General features: G+C 55.9%; 15 protein-coding genes, 1 tRNA gene and 1 pseudogene. 15 read left to right on the top strand and 2 right to left on the bottom strand.

Translation table 11 applies throughout. The features are described from left to right. Positions 1-736 precede the first annotated feature (736 nt). On the top strand, positions 737-2,200 hold the full coding sequence (locus tag KUIN1_RS05145; RefSeq protein WP_058823269.1) for a hypothetical protein: 1,464 nt from the start codon (positions 737-739) through the stop codon (positions 2,198-2,200). A gap of 70 nt (positions 2,201-2,270) precedes the next feature. Further along, positions 2,271-2,394: pseudogene (locus KUIN1_RS28520) on the top strand (IS5/IS1182 family transposase); the annotation flags it as partial. Positions 2,395-2,618: 224 nt separating this feature from the next. On the opposite strand, the gene KUIN1_RS05140 reads toward KUIN1_RS28520, so the two are convergent. Together KUIN1_RS05140 and KUIN1_RS28515 are read right to left on the bottom strand one after the other, a co-directional pair. Continuing rightward, a complete protein-coding gene (locus KUIN1_RS05140) occupies positions 2,619-3,518 on the bottom strand; it encodes a glycosyltransferase family 2 protein (protein WP_024652601.1) in 900 nt (299 codons plus the stop codon). 277 nt (positions 3,519-3,795) lie between these two features. Continuing rightward, entirely contained in the window at positions 3,796-4,821 is a 1,026-nt protein-coding gene (locus KUIN1_RS28515; RefSeq protein WP_373605093.1) for a methyl-accepting chemotaxis protein, read from the bottom strand. Between the two features lie 1,371 nt (positions 4,822-6,192). On the opposite strand from KUIN1_RS28515, the gene KUIN1_RS05130 reads away from it, so the two are divergent. The 13 genes from KUIN1_RS05130 to KUIN1_RS05065 all read left to right on the top strand — a co-directional run bounded on the left by KUIN1_RS05130 (position 6,193) and on the right by KUIN1_RS05065 (position 15,645). Continuing rightward, complete coding sequence (locus KUIN1_RS05130) at positions 6,193-7,314, top strand: J domain-containing protein (RefSeq protein WP_024652599.1); 1,122 nt, start codon at positions 6,193-6,195, stop codon at positions 7,312-7,314. Positions 7,315-7,429: 115 nt separating this feature from the next. Continuing rightward, positions 7,430-7,506, top strand: a tRNA-Met gene (locus KUIN1_RS05125). Positions 7,507-7,676: 170 nt separating this feature from the next. After that, the gene (locus KUIN1_RS05120; protein WP_152091880.1) at positions 7,677-8,918 is read left to right on the top strand and encodes a tyrosine-type recombinase/integrase; all 1,242 of its coding nucleotides are present in this window, start codon (positions 7,677-7,679) and stop codon (positions 8,916-8,918) included. A gap of 171 nt (positions 8,919-9,089) precedes the next feature. Continuing rightward, positions 9,090-9,971 carry a hypothetical protein gene (locus KUIN1_RS05115; RefSeq protein WP_152091879.1) on the top strand — a complete coding sequence of 294 codons (882 nt, stop codon included), beginning with the start codon at positions 9,090-9,092 and terminating at the stop codon, positions 9,969-9,971. Between the two features lie 131 nt (positions 9,972-10,102). Then, a complete protein-coding gene (locus KUIN1_RS05110; protein ID WP_152091878.1) occupies positions 10,103-10,372 on the top strand; it encodes a helix-turn-helix transcriptional regulator in 270 nt (89 codons plus the stop codon). Continuing rightward, positions 10,373-10,669, top strand: coding sequence for a helix-turn-helix domain-containing protein (locus KUIN1_RS05105; RefSeq protein WP_152091877.1), 297 nt, complete (start codon positions 10,373-10,375; stop codon positions 10,667-10,669). Continuing rightward, the gene (locus KUIN1_RS05100; protein ID WP_152091876.1) at positions 10,666-11,319 is read left to right on the top strand and encodes a KilA-N domain-containing protein; all 654 of its coding nucleotides are present in this window, start codon (positions 10,666-10,668) and stop codon (positions 11,317-11,319) included. Before KUIN1_RS05105 ends, KUIN1_RS05100 begins: the two co-directional genes overlap by 4 nt. Before the next feature lie 614 nt (positions 11,320-11,933). After that, positions 11,934-12,239, top strand: coding sequence for a hypothetical protein (locus KUIN1_RS05090; RefSeq protein WP_152091874.1), 306 nt, complete (start codon positions 11,934-11,936; stop codon positions 12,237-12,239). Further along, positions 12,236-12,445, top strand: coding sequence for a hypothetical protein (locus KUIN1_RS05085; protein ID WP_152091873.1), 210 nt, complete (start codon positions 12,236-12,238; stop codon positions 12,443-12,445). The genes KUIN1_RS05090 and KUIN1_RS05085 overlap by 4 nt, the downstream gene beginning before the upstream one ends. Continuing rightward, entirely contained in the window at positions 12,442-12,774 is a 333-nt protein-coding gene (locus KUIN1_RS05080) for a hypothetical protein (protein WP_152091872.1), read from the top strand. The genes KUIN1_RS05085 and KUIN1_RS05080 overlap by 4 nt, the downstream gene beginning before the upstream one ends. After that, positions 12,771-13,100: a hypothetical protein gene (locus KUIN1_RS05075; RefSeq protein WP_152091871.1), complete on the top strand. Its 330-nt coding sequence runs from the start codon at positions 12,771-12,773 to the stop codon at positions 13,098-13,100. The genes KUIN1_RS05080 and KUIN1_RS05075 overlap by 4 nt, the downstream gene beginning before the upstream one ends. Positions 13,101-13,147: 47 nt before the next feature. Then, the gene (locus KUIN1_RS05070; protein WP_152091870.1) at positions 13,148-13,432 is read left to right on the top strand and encodes a hypothetical protein; all 285 of its coding nucleotides are present in this window, start codon (positions 13,148-13,150) and stop codon (positions 13,430-13,432) included. Further along, positions 13,429-15,645: a DUF927 domain-containing protein gene (locus KUIN1_RS05065; protein ID WP_152091869.1), complete on the top strand. Its 2,217-nt coding sequence runs from the start codon at positions 13,429-13,431 to the stop codon at positions 15,643-15,645. Before KUIN1_RS05070 ends, KUIN1_RS05065 begins: the two co-directional genes overlap by 4 nt. The last annotated feature ends 57 nt before the right edge of the window (positions 15,646-15,702 follow it).

The following is a 15,702-nucleotide window of genomic DNA, read 5'->3' as shown; positions in this document are numbered from 1 at the left end:
CCCAGACCACGTCCAGAATGAGACTTAAACTTCCTAGCACTACTTACCTTTAGATACGAAATCTGCGAAGAATCAACAACCTTTTAACCCCAACCTGTCGACGGCGGTGATCAACATCCCTCAAAACAGCACGATTCCCATAGCGAGCAAACTGCACCCCACTCCTAATCGTCACGTTAACGTCGTTCCATTCTACAAATCGCCCTGAACGCATTTTTGCGAAAACACATCAGCCTGTCATGACCGATCAGCTGAGATCACTTAGGCAACCGAACTAATCGTGCACGAGCAGCCTGATTGACCAGCGTGGTATTGAGATCTGTCAGGTTTTGAAACAACTTGGCTCCATAAGACGAGATTTACTGTACAACGGTGAAACACCGATCATTTTCAGATCGGCATCTACCAGTAATATTTTGGAACAATAGAGCGCAGCTGTACCGGAGTCTGAAAAATCAAGACGAGAAATACTTCTTTCCAACTTGCCGCTGAAGCAGGCATTATCCACCCCATTGTACCGTGCACATTTCCGTCAGAGACCATGACTTGGTCAGCCAATGCGGTCGGATAGCTTGCTCGCCAACCTCCGTGAGCGAGGCGGACGAAGGGTACGTAACACTTTTGGATTTACTACGTTCGCGCATAATTAGGAAGTTTTCTGGCAGCGCCAGCTTTCGCATATTTAGCCGATCGTAGCCATCGTCAGATACCACTATAAAAAAAACAACGGAGCCACATGAAACAACTCACTCACAGCAAGTCGTTTTTACAGCATGTTCGAGAAGGATTACTTGTCAGGCGTCAAGAAGTTGCTGCCTTTATGGCGATCGCTTTGACTTTCATGATTCTTCATAAAATCATGGGCGTGGCTGCATTCCCTTGGGACGCTGGTTATTATTGGAATTTGAGCAAAGTAGAACATCTGTTCAATTTTCCACATACCATCCGGGGATACTTCTACCCAGCCTTGCTCGCACCAGCCAGATACCTCTCTGACACGTTTACGGTACTTGGATACAGTCCATTTAGAATTACCTCGTCTTTGGTATACGCCTATTTCTTTGCCATTCTTCTTCCAGGGTTTTATCTGAGGGTATTTGGTGGGCAGGTTTCGTTCCTGCGTCGAATGATCATCCCAATGCTCGTAGCAATTTTATTCCCTGGCGTAATCGCCTATCCCTTGAGCGATCTACCGGCATTGGCAATGATGGTCGGCTCATCGTTCTGCATGCTTTCTTCAGCTGCTACAACCTCTCGCTTGAAACGTTTCACATTATTAGTACTGTCAGGTTTCCTTGCATATGGGGCCTACAACACGCGTACCATTTATCTGTTCCCTGCTGCCCTATTGGCACTAGGCGCAGTATTCATTATTTATGACAAGCACTCAGTACCTACTAAGATCTCTGTACTCTTGATTTTTTTATCAGGCGCGTTGATCGCAGCCATACCACAGACGGCCATCAACTTAAAACACCACGAAATCCTATCCCCATTAGTTATAACTTCGCCCGCCGCATTAGTGAAAACCTCACCAACACAATCATTGTTCGTTAGCCAATTACTTTGGGGAATTACGCTGCAGCGTTACGAAACCTCGGTGGATACAGCATCGCCTGGCCCAGCCGTCTTTTATATGGACAGCGCTGGTGAGCGCTTCTTTGCCGACAAGAACATCGGTAGTGAACCGTTTGAACTGAGCACCTATTTCAAACTACTTCTGCAAAACCCGCTAGACTTTTTAGGGATTTATGGTAGACACATCATCAATGGTCTCGATTTGCGCGACGGCGAAGTGTATACGATAGGGCAGTCAAGAGACAGGAACACCCTTGCCCTCTTCAACTTCCTCATTATATTTTCTGGCCTGCTAATCATCAGCATATCTATCGCGGCGCAACGTGCAACGACTGGCGAAAGGGTGAAAACTGTCTTTTGGGCGTTGACGTGTTTATTGCCGACAATTGCCATAATTCCATCGGCAGTGGAGACACGATTCTTCCTCGCACTGCACCTTGCCTTCTATTGTGCAATTGCGTTTACCAGCGACCTTGGCTCAGTAAAGAATTTGCTGCGCCAGCATGGGGTCTTAATCGGTGCCGCACTGGGAGTATCAGCAATTCTGTTTTTCTCTGTCACCACTACAACAATGACAGATCCGAAATATGTTTACTCCGATCTCTATAGAGGCAACTGGTAAAAAGAAACTGGACCAATATCCGGGCCAACGTGTCTGATGCAAGACACATTGGCCCATGTGCAAATAGTTCGAAATGATACATGGGGAGGAAACCTGTGTCAGCGGTGATGCTGGCTACACCCGCGTTGACAAGCGTGCGGAGCATCATGATGATCTAGTCGATCGCTGCACGGCATGGCGAGAAAAGTCTGATTATCTGATATGGCGGGCGCCTTTTGAAGTCCAGGCCGAGAGGGCATCAAAAATTGATGCATACTTCAGACCTTCTAAAGGAGCCCAAGACAATCGAATGAATTATCTCGATTAATCACATGCGACTCCACGCACCGTAAACTTTCTATTGAAGGTGCTTTGACGAATACCTTCCGTTTGATGATTATCAAGCGTCTTGCGTAAACAACGCAAAATTGATCGCCTGCTACACTCGCCCCACACATATTGCCAATATCAGACTTAGATTGCCCTGCACCGTCTGCCGGTAGATCCCGGCCTTTCGCAGAGTCAAGACGCGCTTTAAAAAAACTTCTCTTCGACCGGTGTCGAAATACGTCAGTACGCTCCTGCTTTCTTCAGTAAGCACAGACTCCATCCCCTTCAGAACCGACACGTTGGCATCGTTCCACTCGGCAAATCGTCCTGAAAGCATTTTGCGAAACCGTACCAGCCTTTCTCGAGTACTCGCATTGGCCCCGATCAAGTTTCCTCGGTGCTGGCGATAGTAGAGGCAGGGGTCGGCATCATAGAAAACCTGACCACCGCACCCCGTAACAAGAAGATAGGTCAGCCAGTCATGGGCGATCAGTGGGGCGTGTTCAGGCAATTTGACCAAAAGATCTCGCGCCGCCTGGTTGATCAGCATGGTATTGGCACCTGCCAGGCTCTGAACCAGGGCGTTTTTAAAAGACGGCTCTTTTTTGAACAGCGGAGAAACCCCGATTACCTTCAAGTCCGCATCGACCAGCCGGGTTCTGGAGCAGTAAAGCGCCGGCTTATCGGGCTTCAATAGCTCAAGGCGCCCCACGCTTCTCTCCAGCTTGTCGCTGAACCAGACGTCATCCTGATCACTGAACGCAAAATAGTCGGCGTCTATTTCAGGGCGTCGAACCAGCGAGACAAAGTTCTCCGCAAAGCCCTTGCAAGGCCCGCTGAAAATAACTAACCGCTCGCGCCCCCAGCGGGCCTGGTACTCGGAAAGTATGCCAACGGTGTCATCAGTCGATGCATCGTCGGAAACATAAAGCACCCAATTGCGAAAGGTCTGAGCAAAAAACGATTCGAGCTGCTCACGAAGGTACACAGCCCCGTTGTACGTGCACATCAAAATGGCGACGCGTGGGCGGCCGGACGCGTCGGATAAACCTCGACGCCGTAGCGGGCTGGCACCGTCTGCCCTGTGTTTTTCGGGGAGCTGCGTTCTCAAGAAACCTTTCGCCTGCAAAAACCGCGCATTTTACGCCTTGTGTCGACTCCCGTCAGTTATCAAATGATTGAATGTATATCCGTTGATCCAACTTTTACACGTCCTCCCACAAAAACGGATAGTCCGGCGGGTTTCACCACGCCGGTTCTTCGGTCTGATGCGGCAAACTGCCCAATCACCCCAAGCGAAACCGCGCCGTATTGTCATTCAACGCCCTACTACCCTGACTCAGGGTATCCGCCGCCTGATTGACCGCACGGGCGCCTTCCAGCAAACGTCCTGCGGCCTGATCGACCTGCTGGATGTTACTGCTCACTTCATCAGCGGTCGTTGCCTGTTCTTCCACGGCGGTCGATATCTGCGCCAGCGTATCGGTCACACCCTGCACTGCCGTGGCGATTTCGCCCAGGCGGATGCCCAGGCCGGTTACCGACTGCGCATCGTTGACGGCTTGCCCGCAGGCCGCTTCCATCAGGTTGACCGCCTGCGTCACGGTGGAGCGCAAGCTGTCGACCGTGCCGGCGATCTGAGCGGTCGAGGCCTGGGTGCGCTGGGACAGGCTGCGCACTTCATCGGCAACCACCGCGAACCCGCGGCCTTGCTCACCGGCGCGCGCCGCCTCGATGGCTGCGTTGAGGGCCAGCAGGTTGGTCTGTTCGGCGATGCCGCGAATGGCATCCACCACCGACTGGATCTGCTGGCCCTGCTCGCTGACGCGGCCCAGCGCAGCGGCAGTTTCGGTCAGCCGCTGATTGAGTTGCTGGATGCTGTCAGTGGTGCGCTGGCTGTCCTGGCTGCTTTGCTGAGCAATCTGACGCGTCTGCCTGGCGCTCTCCGATGCCTGCTCACAGCTTCTGGCCACGCCCTGGGAAGTGGCAGCCAGTTCGGTGGCTGCTGCGGCGATCTGGCTGATCTGTTGTTGCTGGTCTTCGACTTCGGTGAGCGTCCCGCTGGACTGGGCATTCAGCGTCAAGACCGCATCGCCGACACGTACGGTTTCCTGATTGACACCCAGCAGGCTGGTACGCAGCTGCACTACCGCGACGTTCAGCGCGCGGCTGATGGCAGCCAGCTCGTCACGGCCCTGCACAGCCACTTCCACACACAGATTGCCGTCACGCAGGGATTCAGCCAGCGTGGTGATGCCTCTGGCGCTGTTGCGAATCGAGGATTGCAGACAGGCGAACAGATAGATCGCCATGATCACCAGAACACAGAAGACCACCGCCATCGGGATGAACTCCGTGTTGGAGTTCTCATGGTAGTAATCGAGGCGTCCATTGAGCGCGTCAAGCGACTGCCTGCGCAAATCTGCCGTACTGCCAGTCAGCGTGTCGATGCTCTTTTCGAACTCTTCCGGTTTGAGTTTGATGCTGCCGCCGAAAACACCTTCGTCAATGACCTTCAGCTGTGCTTCCAGCACTTGCATCACCGCAGCGTACTTGTCGGCCCACGGCTGCAACTGCTCGGGAAGCTTGGACAGCAGCAGGCCGGCGGCCTTTTGCATCTGGTCCTTGGAATCATCGATGCGGCCACGCAGGTCGCGCATTTGCAGGCGGCTCTGCAGGCTGAACTGCCCCGATGCCACCGACGTCTGCCCCACACTCGACAGACGACCGATACGCTCGATCAGGTCCGGCACTTGCTGGGTGGAAAGCTGCATCAGCATGTAGGTTTCAAGCCAGGGGTCGAGAATCAAACCGCTGTCCATCGCGATCTGCTCACGCAGCGCCTGGACCAGATTCAGCACCGTGGTGAAACGGTCGTAGCCATCAGGCCACCAGCCCACCGTGCGCAATGATGCCGTGTCCAGACCGGTAACCGCAGCTTGAAGCGCCTTGAAACGGTTCATGGTGTCGGCAGGAGCTTTCTCTTCGACCAATACGGCCTGAACGCCCTGCAGCGCGTTGGCAATTCGAGGTATCCCTGCATCGACGCTGGCCATCGCCGCCTTCGCTGCCGGGGTTGGCTCGCGTAGAATGTCGGCCGCTTTCCAGCGTGCGGCATGATCGCGCTGGGCGGACAACTCGATGTTCAGATCGTCGAGGGCCAGCAGTTGACGCACGCCGGATTGCTCCCCGGATATGACATCGAGCTTGTTGCTGTATTCCTTGGTGATGACCCATGCGCTGCCCGCCAGCGGCAACATGAACAGCAGGAACAAGACCTGAAACTTGCGAGCAAAACCAAAATGTCCCATCAGGCGCATGCCTGGTGACAAAAGACTGTTCATGTCCTGCGACTCCCGGTGAACACCTGCCAGATCTGCACAAACAGAGGCGATGCCTTTTGTTGGAAAAACACTAACAGCAAAATGCCATGTTCTTGTTTCAATGGCGATACACATCGCCTCAGATTGGTACGCAAAGTGTCGCCATTCATTGTTTTTGGCGTCAAAAAGCTTCTCAAACGAGCTATCAGGCACATGCAAGCAAGAAGCGGACCGCTCAGCAGACAAGAAGAAGTGCTTTACGGCAGCCATTTATTCATCCCGCAAAAAGGTCAGAAAAAGTAAACTGGCCAACGACAATCAATCACTACGCAGCAGTGCTCCCCCATCAAGGAGGTCTTCATGACCACCCCACCCGCCTCGCCACGCATCGTCACGCAACCGTCCAGGCCGCATTTGAGCGCCGGTCAGAAGAAATTCAACACGCTGATGGAAAAGCTCGAAACCAGGCGCAAGCTTTTGCAGCAGTGGCTCGCGATTTCAGCAACCTGCGAAAAGCTGTGGATCGAAGAGTTGGTTCCGATGCTCCGTGAGCAGGCAGCGAACGAGATGAACAAGCTGCGCTTGCTTGACGTGGCTTTCGATCAGTTCCGCCTGGCCAAAAAAGACAGACATACGGTGCTCGAGATTATCTGCGTCCTGACCATGTCACTCATGGGCGGCGAACACGATGAAGAACTGAAGCAGCTCTACCTCAAATACACCGGCAACGACTACGACGAGGAGGAGCGCCTGCAAAACCAGCAGTTCAAAGCATCACTGGAAGAAAATCTGGGCGTGGAACTGGACGACGATGTCGACCTGGACTCCCTCGAGGACGTGACTCGGCATATTGAAGAGAAGCTCAAAGAGCAGGCCGAGCAAGCGCAAGGCGCACAGAAGCCGAAAAAGCCGACGGCCAGCGAACTGCGTCGTGAGCAGGAAGAGGCTGAAGGCAGCCAGTCCTTGCGCGAAATCTACCGCAAGCTGGCCAGCGCACTGCACCCGGACCGCGAGCAGGATGCCGATGAGCGCGATCGCAAGACAGCGCTCATGCAAAGGGTCAACGAAGCGTACGAGGGTGATGACTTGCTGGCGCTACTGAAGATGCAAATGGAGATCGAGCAAATCGACCAGAGCCACATCGACAGCATCTCCGACAAGCGCCTCAAGCATTTCAACCGGATCCTGAGCGAACAACTCAGAGAGCTGGAGGACGAGATTCATGATCGCAAGATGTTGATCCGTGAACGCTTCCTGATGGACCCGTACGAAGACCTCAAACCCAAGACCGCCAACACAAAGTGTGCCAGGCAGGTCAAAGCCATACGGGAGCACCTCGACGAGGAACAGGACGAACTGCAGGCACTGACCACCCCGAAAAGCCTTAAAGCCTGGCTCAGGGAGCGGAGGGAGATGGCCGAGATGCTGGAGAGGGCAGAAGAATTCGATGACCTGGAGATGCTCGACACCCTGTTCCGGTAAGCGCCCGGAACGACGTTCCGACGAGGGCTGCCACCTAACCGGTTGATCACACGCAATTATTTTTCACAACAACGCTTGACACATATGCGTTCTCCGAGAATAATGCGCGCCACTTGGCTACATAGCTCAGTTGGTTAGAGCATAGCATTCATAATGCTGGGGTCCGGGGTTCAAGTCCCTGTGTAGCCACCAAGTACCTGTTTACAGATGTCTCCATGAGTCTCTAAACAACCTCAAGAAGCCCGCCTAGTGCGGGCTTTCTTGTTTCTGACTATCTCTCCTTGTATCCCTCTATACCTTCCCTCCGTGTATCCCGGTGTGTATCCTCGAGAAATAATTGAACCGAGGGGATACAAGCCAAAATGAAGCGCTCCGAGATAAAACGCCGTCCCCTTTCCGATACCGCATTGGCCGGCCTTGAGCCTGACGCCAAGGAGTATCGCGAACTCGACGGGAGCGGCCTTTATTTCCGCGTGAAGCCTGACGGGCAAAAGTCTTGGCAGCTGCGGTACAAGAAGCCAGACGGCAAATGGTCATGGCTCGGGCTCGGCGGTTATCCAGAGGTGAGCGGATCTGTCGCCAGGCAGAAAGCTGGCGAACTGCGCACTGATGCCGCCGACGGCAAAAATCCCATCATCACCAAGCAAGCGCGCAAGAAAGCAGATCGGGATATCGCCGGCGAGACATTCGAGCCGTTGGCGCGGGAGTGGTACGCGTCACGTCTGACTAATTGGGACGCGGGCACAGCAAAGCGGATTATCGGCGCCCTGGAGCGTCATGTCTTCCCGGTGTTCGGTAAGCGCCAGTTCGTGGACATCACTCCGCTCGAATGGATGGAGTTTCTGCGCGGCATGGAGCAGCAAGGAATTCTTGAGCAGATGAGCCGGGTGCGTTCCTACTGTCGGGACGTGTACGACTTGGCGCGCGTTACCGGCCGGGCTACCCACAATCCGCTGGAGGGTCTGCAGAAGTATCTCAAATCAGGTAAAGCCGAGAACTATGCCCACGTAACACAGGACGAGCTCCCCGGCCTGATCCGCGCAATTGACGCATATCCTCACGCTCACGACGTTCGCCTCGGCCTGCGCCTGCTGAGCCTGTTCGCCGTGCGCCCTAGCGAGCTGCGCGAGGCACAGTGGTCAGAGTTCGACTTCGATAAAAAGGTCTGGACCGTCCCAGTGCATCGCAAGGGCCGGAAAAAGGGATTGGAGCATCTGGTGCCCCTCTCCACACAGGCGATCGAGGCATTGGAAGAATTGCGGCAATACACCGGCGGCAATCCCCTGCTCTTCCCTGGACGCAGTGACCGCACGAAACCCCGTAGCGATACCGTGTTCCTGATGGCGCTACGCCGGATGGGCTACGAGGGTCGCCAGACCGGGCACGGGTTTCGGCACATCGCGTCGACGGTGCTCAACGAAAACGGCTTCGACGAAAACCACATCGAGGCCCAGCTTTCGCACAAAAAGCCCGGCGTGGCTGGCGTCTACAACAAGGCGAAATACATGCCGCAGCGCACGGCGATGATGCAATGGTATGCGAACTACCTTGATGGCCTTGCAGGAGGCGTAATAGTGCAAGGCGACTTCGGGCAAAGGGCCTGAGCCGGGCCTTCCGAGGTACTCGTAGACACATATCGACTGAAATCTAACGATATTCAATTGCAGGCGATAAGACATACACAATATGTTGGCCCGCTTAGCCGCACGGGGAGATAAGCCCCCCCATACGGCCAGCCGGCTTCTCATTACAGGGCGACGGGACAGGGGTTGATCATGGAAACGGATAAAGAGTTTGATGCATTTACCGACGAGGCTCCGTTCAAGCCAATATGGCGGCTGCCCGTTATGCAAGCACGCGCTAGGCTGGTACTTGCGAACCGATCAGAACATGAGATCAGAGTAGCCGCCTCAACTATCGAGTGGCTCACCAACGAATATTTTGACAAAGAGAAAGAATCTTGGATCACCCACCAAGTGAAAACCAATGGCTCGATACTCCGCCATCTCCCCGAGAAGGACCGGACGGAATATGGATTGGGAACGCTGGTCGATCAAAACCCTGACATCATTTCTGATGAGTTCGATTTTCCGAATGAAGAGAACACTACCCGCCTAGAGGCTCTGGAGGATAGTTTAAAAGGAGTCGATCTTGATGATGAGAATTTCCCTGACGCAAAACCCTATGAATACTTCGCAGTTTTAGCATTGGTGCTCATTGGGGAAGCGATCCTTTCATACCAGGACGATGAGTGGTATCCACCCGTCCTGAAAGCAGACCTACCTATGGTGTGCCTTCGCTCCATTGCCAACAACGCGGTAGACATCATGGAGGTTATTTGTAGAGCAGAGCAGCGTCAGGAGGAACATGAAATGCGCAAAAGAATCGAGTTTTTCCTGCGCGACAATGAAAAAAGAATCCCCGAGCAGGTAGAGGATTTAGTGAGGAAAAAGGTTTCGCTCGCAGCCAGTCTCGCAGCCAATGCTCGACATAAAGAAACAAGCGAGAGCAGGTCAGCAGCCCTGCTGTGTTGGGATAATACCGGGTCAAACTTCAGCAGCCGCACAGCCTTCGCTCGGAATAAACACAGAGAATACGGAGTTACCGAGAGAACGCTTTATGGGTGGATCACGGCGCACGTGCGCTCAAAGACCTGACTGACTACCATCTGCGCGCATACAGTACGGTATACGCGCTAACGGTACAGTCTCCGCGCATGCTGGTCTGTTGAGAGCACCGTCGCGCAATCATCCTGTTTCCCGTCTAGATCAGTATCGGGAAACGCAAAATGCACACTATCCATGCTCCACACAAAGCATCTGCCAGCGCAGCGCAGAACTTCGACCCGGCGATCACCCTGATTCGCATGCCGGATCTGGAAGCAATCACCGGCCTCGCCCGCCCCACCGTCTACAAACGCCTCAAAGACGACCCGACCTTCCCTCGCCCTGTGCCGCTGAGCAACAGCAAGTCGCGTGGTTCGCCAGTTGGCTTCGTGCTGGCAGAAGTACAGGCATGGGTTCGCCAGCGCATCGCGCTGCGCGGGGAGGCTGCATAAATGACAGACAAAAAAAAGGCCGACCAACAGGCCCGCCTCGAAATATCTCAAATAAAGAATACCAGCATCAACGCCCAGAACGCACGGTTTATACAGCGTCTTCGCTTGGGGTCGATTGACACGTTCACCGCAATGCGCGAGCTGAACATCTGCCGCCCAGGTGCCCGGATTTGCGATCTGCGCAAAGCTGGGTACCGGATAGACACAGCCCGGATAGTCCTCACTGATGAATGGGGGCGCACCCATCGGGGTGTTGCCTTGTACACGTTGATGTCCGAACCCAGGGCCGCCGCATGACTGCCAAAATTCTGAAGATGGATTACGAGGGCCAGGCCGTCACCTTCAACGCTGACGGCTGGATCAATGCTACGGAAGCTGCGGCCAGATTCGGCAAAGAGCCTGCTCAGTGGCTTCGCCTACCGGACGCAGTTCGCTATCTGAACGCCTTGGAGCGTACATCTGGGAAAATCACATATGTAAAAACCAGTCGTGCCCGAGCCGATCGTGGTGGAGGCACCTGGATTCACCCACGGCTGGCGGTCAAGTTCGCCCGCTGGCTCGATGTGGACTTTGAGATCTGGTGCGATGAGCAGATCGATGCGCTAATCCGCGGCGAACTCAACACCAAGGCCGTCGCTCGACGTCAAGCAGCCGTGGGCTACCGAAGCCTGTGCGACGCCCTGTCGATCACTCATGAGGCCGCAGGCAAGGCCACGAAGCCGCACCACTTCATGAACGAAGCGCGGCTGATCAATGAGGTCATCACCGGGCAGTTCGCCGGCCGCAATCGGGATCAACTGACGCAGCCAGAGCTGGAGCTGATCATGCTGGTGGAAACCCGAGACGTGCTGCTGATCGGCCAAGGGAGAGATTATGCGACACGCAAGCAGGCGCTTAATGCGTATGTTCAAGCGCTGCGCAATAAGCAGTTGCGGGGTGCCGCTTGAATCCCTTCGACTGCCTCTACTGCATCGGCCTGGCAGTTGCTCTCGCCGTGTCACAGGTAACTCCTCGCCAGATCGCGAAGGTGCGTCCGCTCGCCTGCGATACAAGTGCTGGAGCGCTGCTGATCGAGGGTTCATAAAATGACATTGACCTTCACGATTAAAGACCAGCGGTCGATAACAGAGATTGCAAGCAATCGTGATGCTCGGTATCGTCTGCCTGTCGCTGCAAATTCAGCGATCGGGTTTGGTCGCCCGAGAAAATACAGGCGCAACAGCGCCCCCATTACGATTGCAGGCGCTTTTTTTGTGTCCGCAGTTCCGTGTTATGGCGGCTGTGCGCAGGACACCTTCGGGTGTGCCGGGTTCCTGTATCTCCGGTCGACCAACCTACGCACGGCTGCCACCCATTCGTTTGGTCGCGAACGTGGTAGCTCTCAACTTGATACGGGAGCTTTACCTATGCATACCCTCATTCCGCCCGCACTTCGCGCACTTGCTCACCGCCGCATGGCCTTGAGCGCTCTCCGCGCAAACTCATCCCTTGCAGTAAGACTCAACCGCTACAACTCCCACATGGACCGCGCACGCGCTCTGGAAAATGCTGGGGTTGCACAATGATCGCCTCGAAAAATAAAGCACTGCCACAGCTGCAATCCATCAAGTTCGGCGCGCGCGACGATATGAACCACCTAATCCAAGTGATTCAGGGCGGCGATGCTGGTGAGGGCCTGGCGCTAGCCGCCGACCTGGCTCTGGGCGTAGAGCGTCTCTGCGCTCGTCTCGACGTTGCAATCAATGACGGCGAAGACCCTATCACCTGCGTGGAGCTTCGATCCCTTGGCCTCCTCGCTGGCACTGCTGCAGCGCTGGTTCAGTCAGTGCGTTACAGCCTGCGCGACGATCGGGGAGCTGCCCAATGACCGCTCATGCCCTTATCGATTCCGAACTGGTCAGAGACCTCAGGGAAATTCTAACTCTGCTGGCGCTCGCCTCTGCCGTCATCGCCAACCCGACCACTCCGCCGCTCGTGGCCAAGGTGATCGCCGTCATGGCCCAGCACACAGCCATGACCTGGGCCGAGCTTCTAACTACCGACATTCCGGTAGTTTGTGGGGGTGACCAATGAAAACTATGACCTGGGTCGACCTGCTTCCCACAAACGACACCATCCCAAAAATGAATGCCGACCAGCTCGATGCAGTGATCCGTGCGACCGATGACTACATGCACTCGCTGGCGTATGGCATTTCAGGTATCGGCAACCTGCTGGCTTGTGCAGCGGATAACGAAAACTCCGGCCTTAGCCCAGAAGCAGTAGTCAAGGTGGGGTGGATGCTGGAAAGCATCGGAGGGCTTATTGGCACTCTTTCTGATGCTTCCTGCAACGCGACAGCGGAGGTCTGCAACAGGGCACTGGAAGCCAGCGAGGCTATGCGCAAGGCTGGTGCTAAATGAACCTCTACTCCGAGCACCCGGCGCTCTGCGGTATGAACACCGAACAGCTTGCCGAACTGGCACTGTACGGCCTTCGATATCGGGCCTTGGGCGCACATAACATCGATTTCAGCGACCCATCCAGGCTTGATGTTTATTGGACTGGGGAGCGCATGGTGAAACAAGCAGTCAAGATCGCGGTGAAGGCCTTCGCATCTGGCTGTCCACTCGCAAGTCAACGTGATGGCGAGGCGATTGGACACCTCACGGCGTTGTTCAACTGCGGAGTTATCGACAATGCCATTTACATGGAACAGTGGAAACGCCTGAATAAAACGAAACTTTAGTCATGCGCGGCTACTGCAAGGCGTCAGCCCGATAGAGGTTTAACAGCATGAATTTTCAAAACGATGCACTTGCGTCGACGGGATCGGCTTGCCTGAAAAAAGCCAACGAGCTGTTCTTCGTAGTTCATCCGAAAACGCCCAAGCCACTGCTGGGGCCTTTCCTGACTGCGGAGGACGCCGAGTGCGGGCGAGTTGTGATGCGTAGCCCTGACGCCGCCGTAGAGGCTCGTCAGGTTGGAGCGATTGACGAGCTCACCTACTGGCACGCGATCAATAACGGTCAGGTCATGCAGGCTTTTGCAGCAGTACCGGCGCGGGAGCAACTGCAATGAAACCTAGGCCAAAACTGTCCGTAGTGGGCGATGACCCAGCCAGCCGGATTCTTCAACGGCTGGATGGCGTAAAGCCGTCCGGCAAGAACCGTCACATGGCGAAATGCCCGGCGCACGTGGATAAATCCCCCTCCTTGAGCGTGTCCAGCACCGACGATGGCCGGGCATTGATCCACTGCTTTGCCGGCTGCTCATCCGAGGATGTTCTCGCCTCAATCGGTCTGGAGTTCAAGGACTTGTTCCCGGGACGCCTGACCGCTGCAGATCGCTCCGAATACCGGCGTAAGGCTCTGGAGAGTGGGCGGGAGCATGCTCGGATCATTCAGCAAATCGCAGCAGTCCAGATTGAGCGTGGAGAAGGTCTGAGCGAGATTGATTCCGAGCAGTTGCAAGAGGCGGTAAGGCGCGAGCGCGAGATCTGCGACGAGCTGGCCGGTTTTGAGGTGGAGCGTGGCCGGCGCATAACACCAGACCGACCATGCTGGGCAGTGCATGAACAGTGGGTGATCAACGAGAAAGGCCGGCGTTTGCGCCCGGGGGTCTACTGGCACGGCTTCAAGCGTGGCGGTGCCGACGAGGAAGAGAACGAAGATGATGCCAGTGACCGGCCTATCACCGACGAGTGGATTTCTACCCCGGTGACGGTCGTTGCCCGTACAACCAACAGTGACGACGGTAGCGAGGGCCGTCTGCTCCGCTTGGCCACCGAGGGCGGTATCAAGGAGTGGATCATCGCCATGGAAGTATTCGGCGGCAGCGGCGAGGATGCCCGGCGCGCATTGTTCGGCATGGGCGTCATCATCGCGCTCAAGAAACGCGGAACGTTCATGGAGTACCTGCTAGACCAGCGCCCGGACGAGATGTTCGCCACCACCAGCCGCCCGGGCTGGCATGAGTCAGGCGCGTTTGTGCTGCCCGGACGAACGCTGGGGAGCGCCAAGGTACGGTATCAGGCCAGCAACAAGGCTCAGGTGCTGTTCAGTCGGCGTGGCGAGCTAGACGGCTGGAAAACCGAGGTGGCTGCCAAGTGCGAAGGTAATCCGGTACTGACACTGGCGATCGGCTGTGCACTGGCTGGCCCCCTGCTCAGTCTGGTGGGGGTGCTGGGCGGCGGTGTTCACCTGGTTGGCGACAGCTCGAGCGGCAAATCACTGGCGCAGCTTATCGGATCGTCGGTGTGGGGCGACCCCGGAATATTCGCGGCCAGTTGGGACATGACCAAGGGCGGTCTGGAGATCGAGGCCTCCAGCCGCAACGACACCATGCTGCCGCTGGACGAGATAAAGCGGGCAGATCCCAAGCGGGTGCAGGAAATGGCCTACTCGCTGGCCAACGGTCAGGGGAAAGGCACGATGACCCGCGACCGCGAGGCCCGCGGCAAACTGAGCTGGCGACTGCTGGCGCTATCGAGTGGCGAGCGCTCTCTGTCCGAGCACGCGGCCATCAGCGGCAATGCGGCGCACGCCGGCGCTGAGTTGCGAATGGTCGACGTGAACGCCGGTACGCGAACTCACCGCGCCTTCGACGAGCTGCATGGCCTTGAGGGTGCCGACTTCCACCGCTTGCTCACCGTGGCAGTGAGCGCGCACCACGGCCACATCGGCCCCGCATTCGTGGAGCATCTTCTCGCCAGTGATGACCGACCCGGCCTGCTGGAAGACTTCGCCAGAACCCGAGCCCAGTTCATTGAGGACAACGCCCAGGCTGGGCGCGTGGCAGATCGCTTTGCAGTGATTGCCTTGGCGGGCGAAATGGCCATTGCCTATGGCCTGCTCCCATGGACGCCCGGTAGCGCTCTGGCCGACTGCCAATTGCTATACGGCGAATGGCTCAATCAGGTGGGCAGCGGCAATGCCGAGGACCGACAGATCCTGGCTGGCATTCTGGACTTCATCGATAAGCACGGCACAAGCCGCTTCTCGGACGTGAACGATCAAGTACCCGACACCAAAGTGTTCAACCGTGCAGGCTACTGGGAGCTGTCCGTGGGGAAACGCCTGTACCTGTTCAACAAGTCAGCCATTGTCGAAGCGGCCCACGGACATGGCTTGAGCCGCGTGATAAAGGCGCTGGAGGCCGGTGGGATGCTTGCCAGACGTGACACTGACCGGGAAAGCCGCAAGACGAAGAAATACCGAATCCCAGGTGGAGGTTCGGCCCGCCTATACGTGATCGATCCAGAGGTCATGGATGGTGAAGGTGGCAGCGCATGAACAACACCTTCATCACCGCATGCAAATGCCCGAGTTCACAGGAACCTATTTTCTTGG

The organism is Pseudomonas sp. KUIN-1, assembly GCF_009176725.1.
Classification (GTDB): domain Bacteria; phylum Pseudomonadota; class Gammaproteobacteria; order Pseudomonadales; family Pseudomonadaceae; genus Aquipseudomonas; species Aquipseudomonas fragariae.
Note: the sequence above shows the minus strand (reverse complement) of the source record. Positions and strands in the feature narration are given on the sequence as shown.

Bases quoted from the DNA above. Each gene is read 5' to 3' on its own strand.
- KUIN1_RS05090 (WP_152091874.1), top strand. From the start codon at position 11,934: ATGATCGCCTCGAAAAATAAAGCACTGCCACAGCTGCAATCCATCAAG.
- KUIN1_RS05070 (WP_152091870.1), top strand. From the start codon at position 13,148: ATGAATTTTCAAAACGATGCACTTGCGTCGACGGGATCGGCTTGCCTG.
- KUIN1_RS05120 (WP_152091880.1), top strand. From the start codon at position 7,677: ATGAAGCGCTCCGAGATAAAACGCCGTCCCCTTTCCGATACCGCATTG.
- KUIN1_RS05065 (WP_152091869.1), top strand. From the start codon at position 13,429: ATGAAACCTAGGCCAAAACTGTCCGTAGTGGGCGATGACCCAGCCAGC.
- KUIN1_RS05115 (WP_152091879.1), top strand. From the start codon at position 9,090: ATGGAAACGGATAAAGAGTTTGATGCATTTACCGACGAGGCTCCGTTC.
- KUIN1_RS05130 (WP_024652599.1), top strand. From the start codon at position 6,193: ATGACCACCCCACCCGCCTCGCCACGCATCGTCACGCAACCGTCCAGG.
- KUIN1_RS05110 (WP_152091878.1), top strand. From the start codon at position 10,103: ATGCACACTATCCATGCTCCACACAAAGCATCTGCCAGCGCAGCGCAG.
- KUIN1_RS05140 (WP_024652601.1), bottom strand. From the start codon at position 3,518: ATGTGCACGTACAACGGGGCTGTGTACCTTCGTGAGCAGCTCGAATCG.
- KUIN1_RS05100 (WP_152091876.1), top strand. From the start codon at position 10,666: ATGACTGCCAAAATTCTGAAGATGGATTACGAGGGCCAGGCCGTCACC.
- KUIN1_RS05145 (WP_058823269.1), top strand. From the start codon at position 737: ATGAAACAACTCACTCACAGCAAGTCGTTTTTACAGCATGTTCGAGAA.
- KUIN1_RS05085 (WP_152091873.1), top strand. From the start codon at position 12,236: ATGACCGCTCATGCCCTTATCGATTCCGAACTGGTCAGAGACCTCAGG.
- KUIN1_RS05075 (WP_152091871.1), top strand. From the start codon at position 12,771: ATGAACCTCTACTCCGAGCACCCGGCGCTCTGCGGTATGAACACCGAA.
- KUIN1_RS05080 (WP_152091872.1), top strand. From the start codon at position 12,442: ATGAAAACTATGACCTGGGTCGACCTGCTTCCCACAAACGACACCATC.
- KUIN1_RS05105 (WP_152091877.1), top strand. From the start codon at position 10,373: ATGACAGACAAAAAAAAGGCCGACCAACAGGCCCGCCTCGAAATATCT.
- KUIN1_RS28515 (WP_373605093.1), bottom strand. From the start codon at position 4,821: ATGGCGATCTATCTGTTCGCCTGTCTGCAATCCTCGATTCGCAACAGC.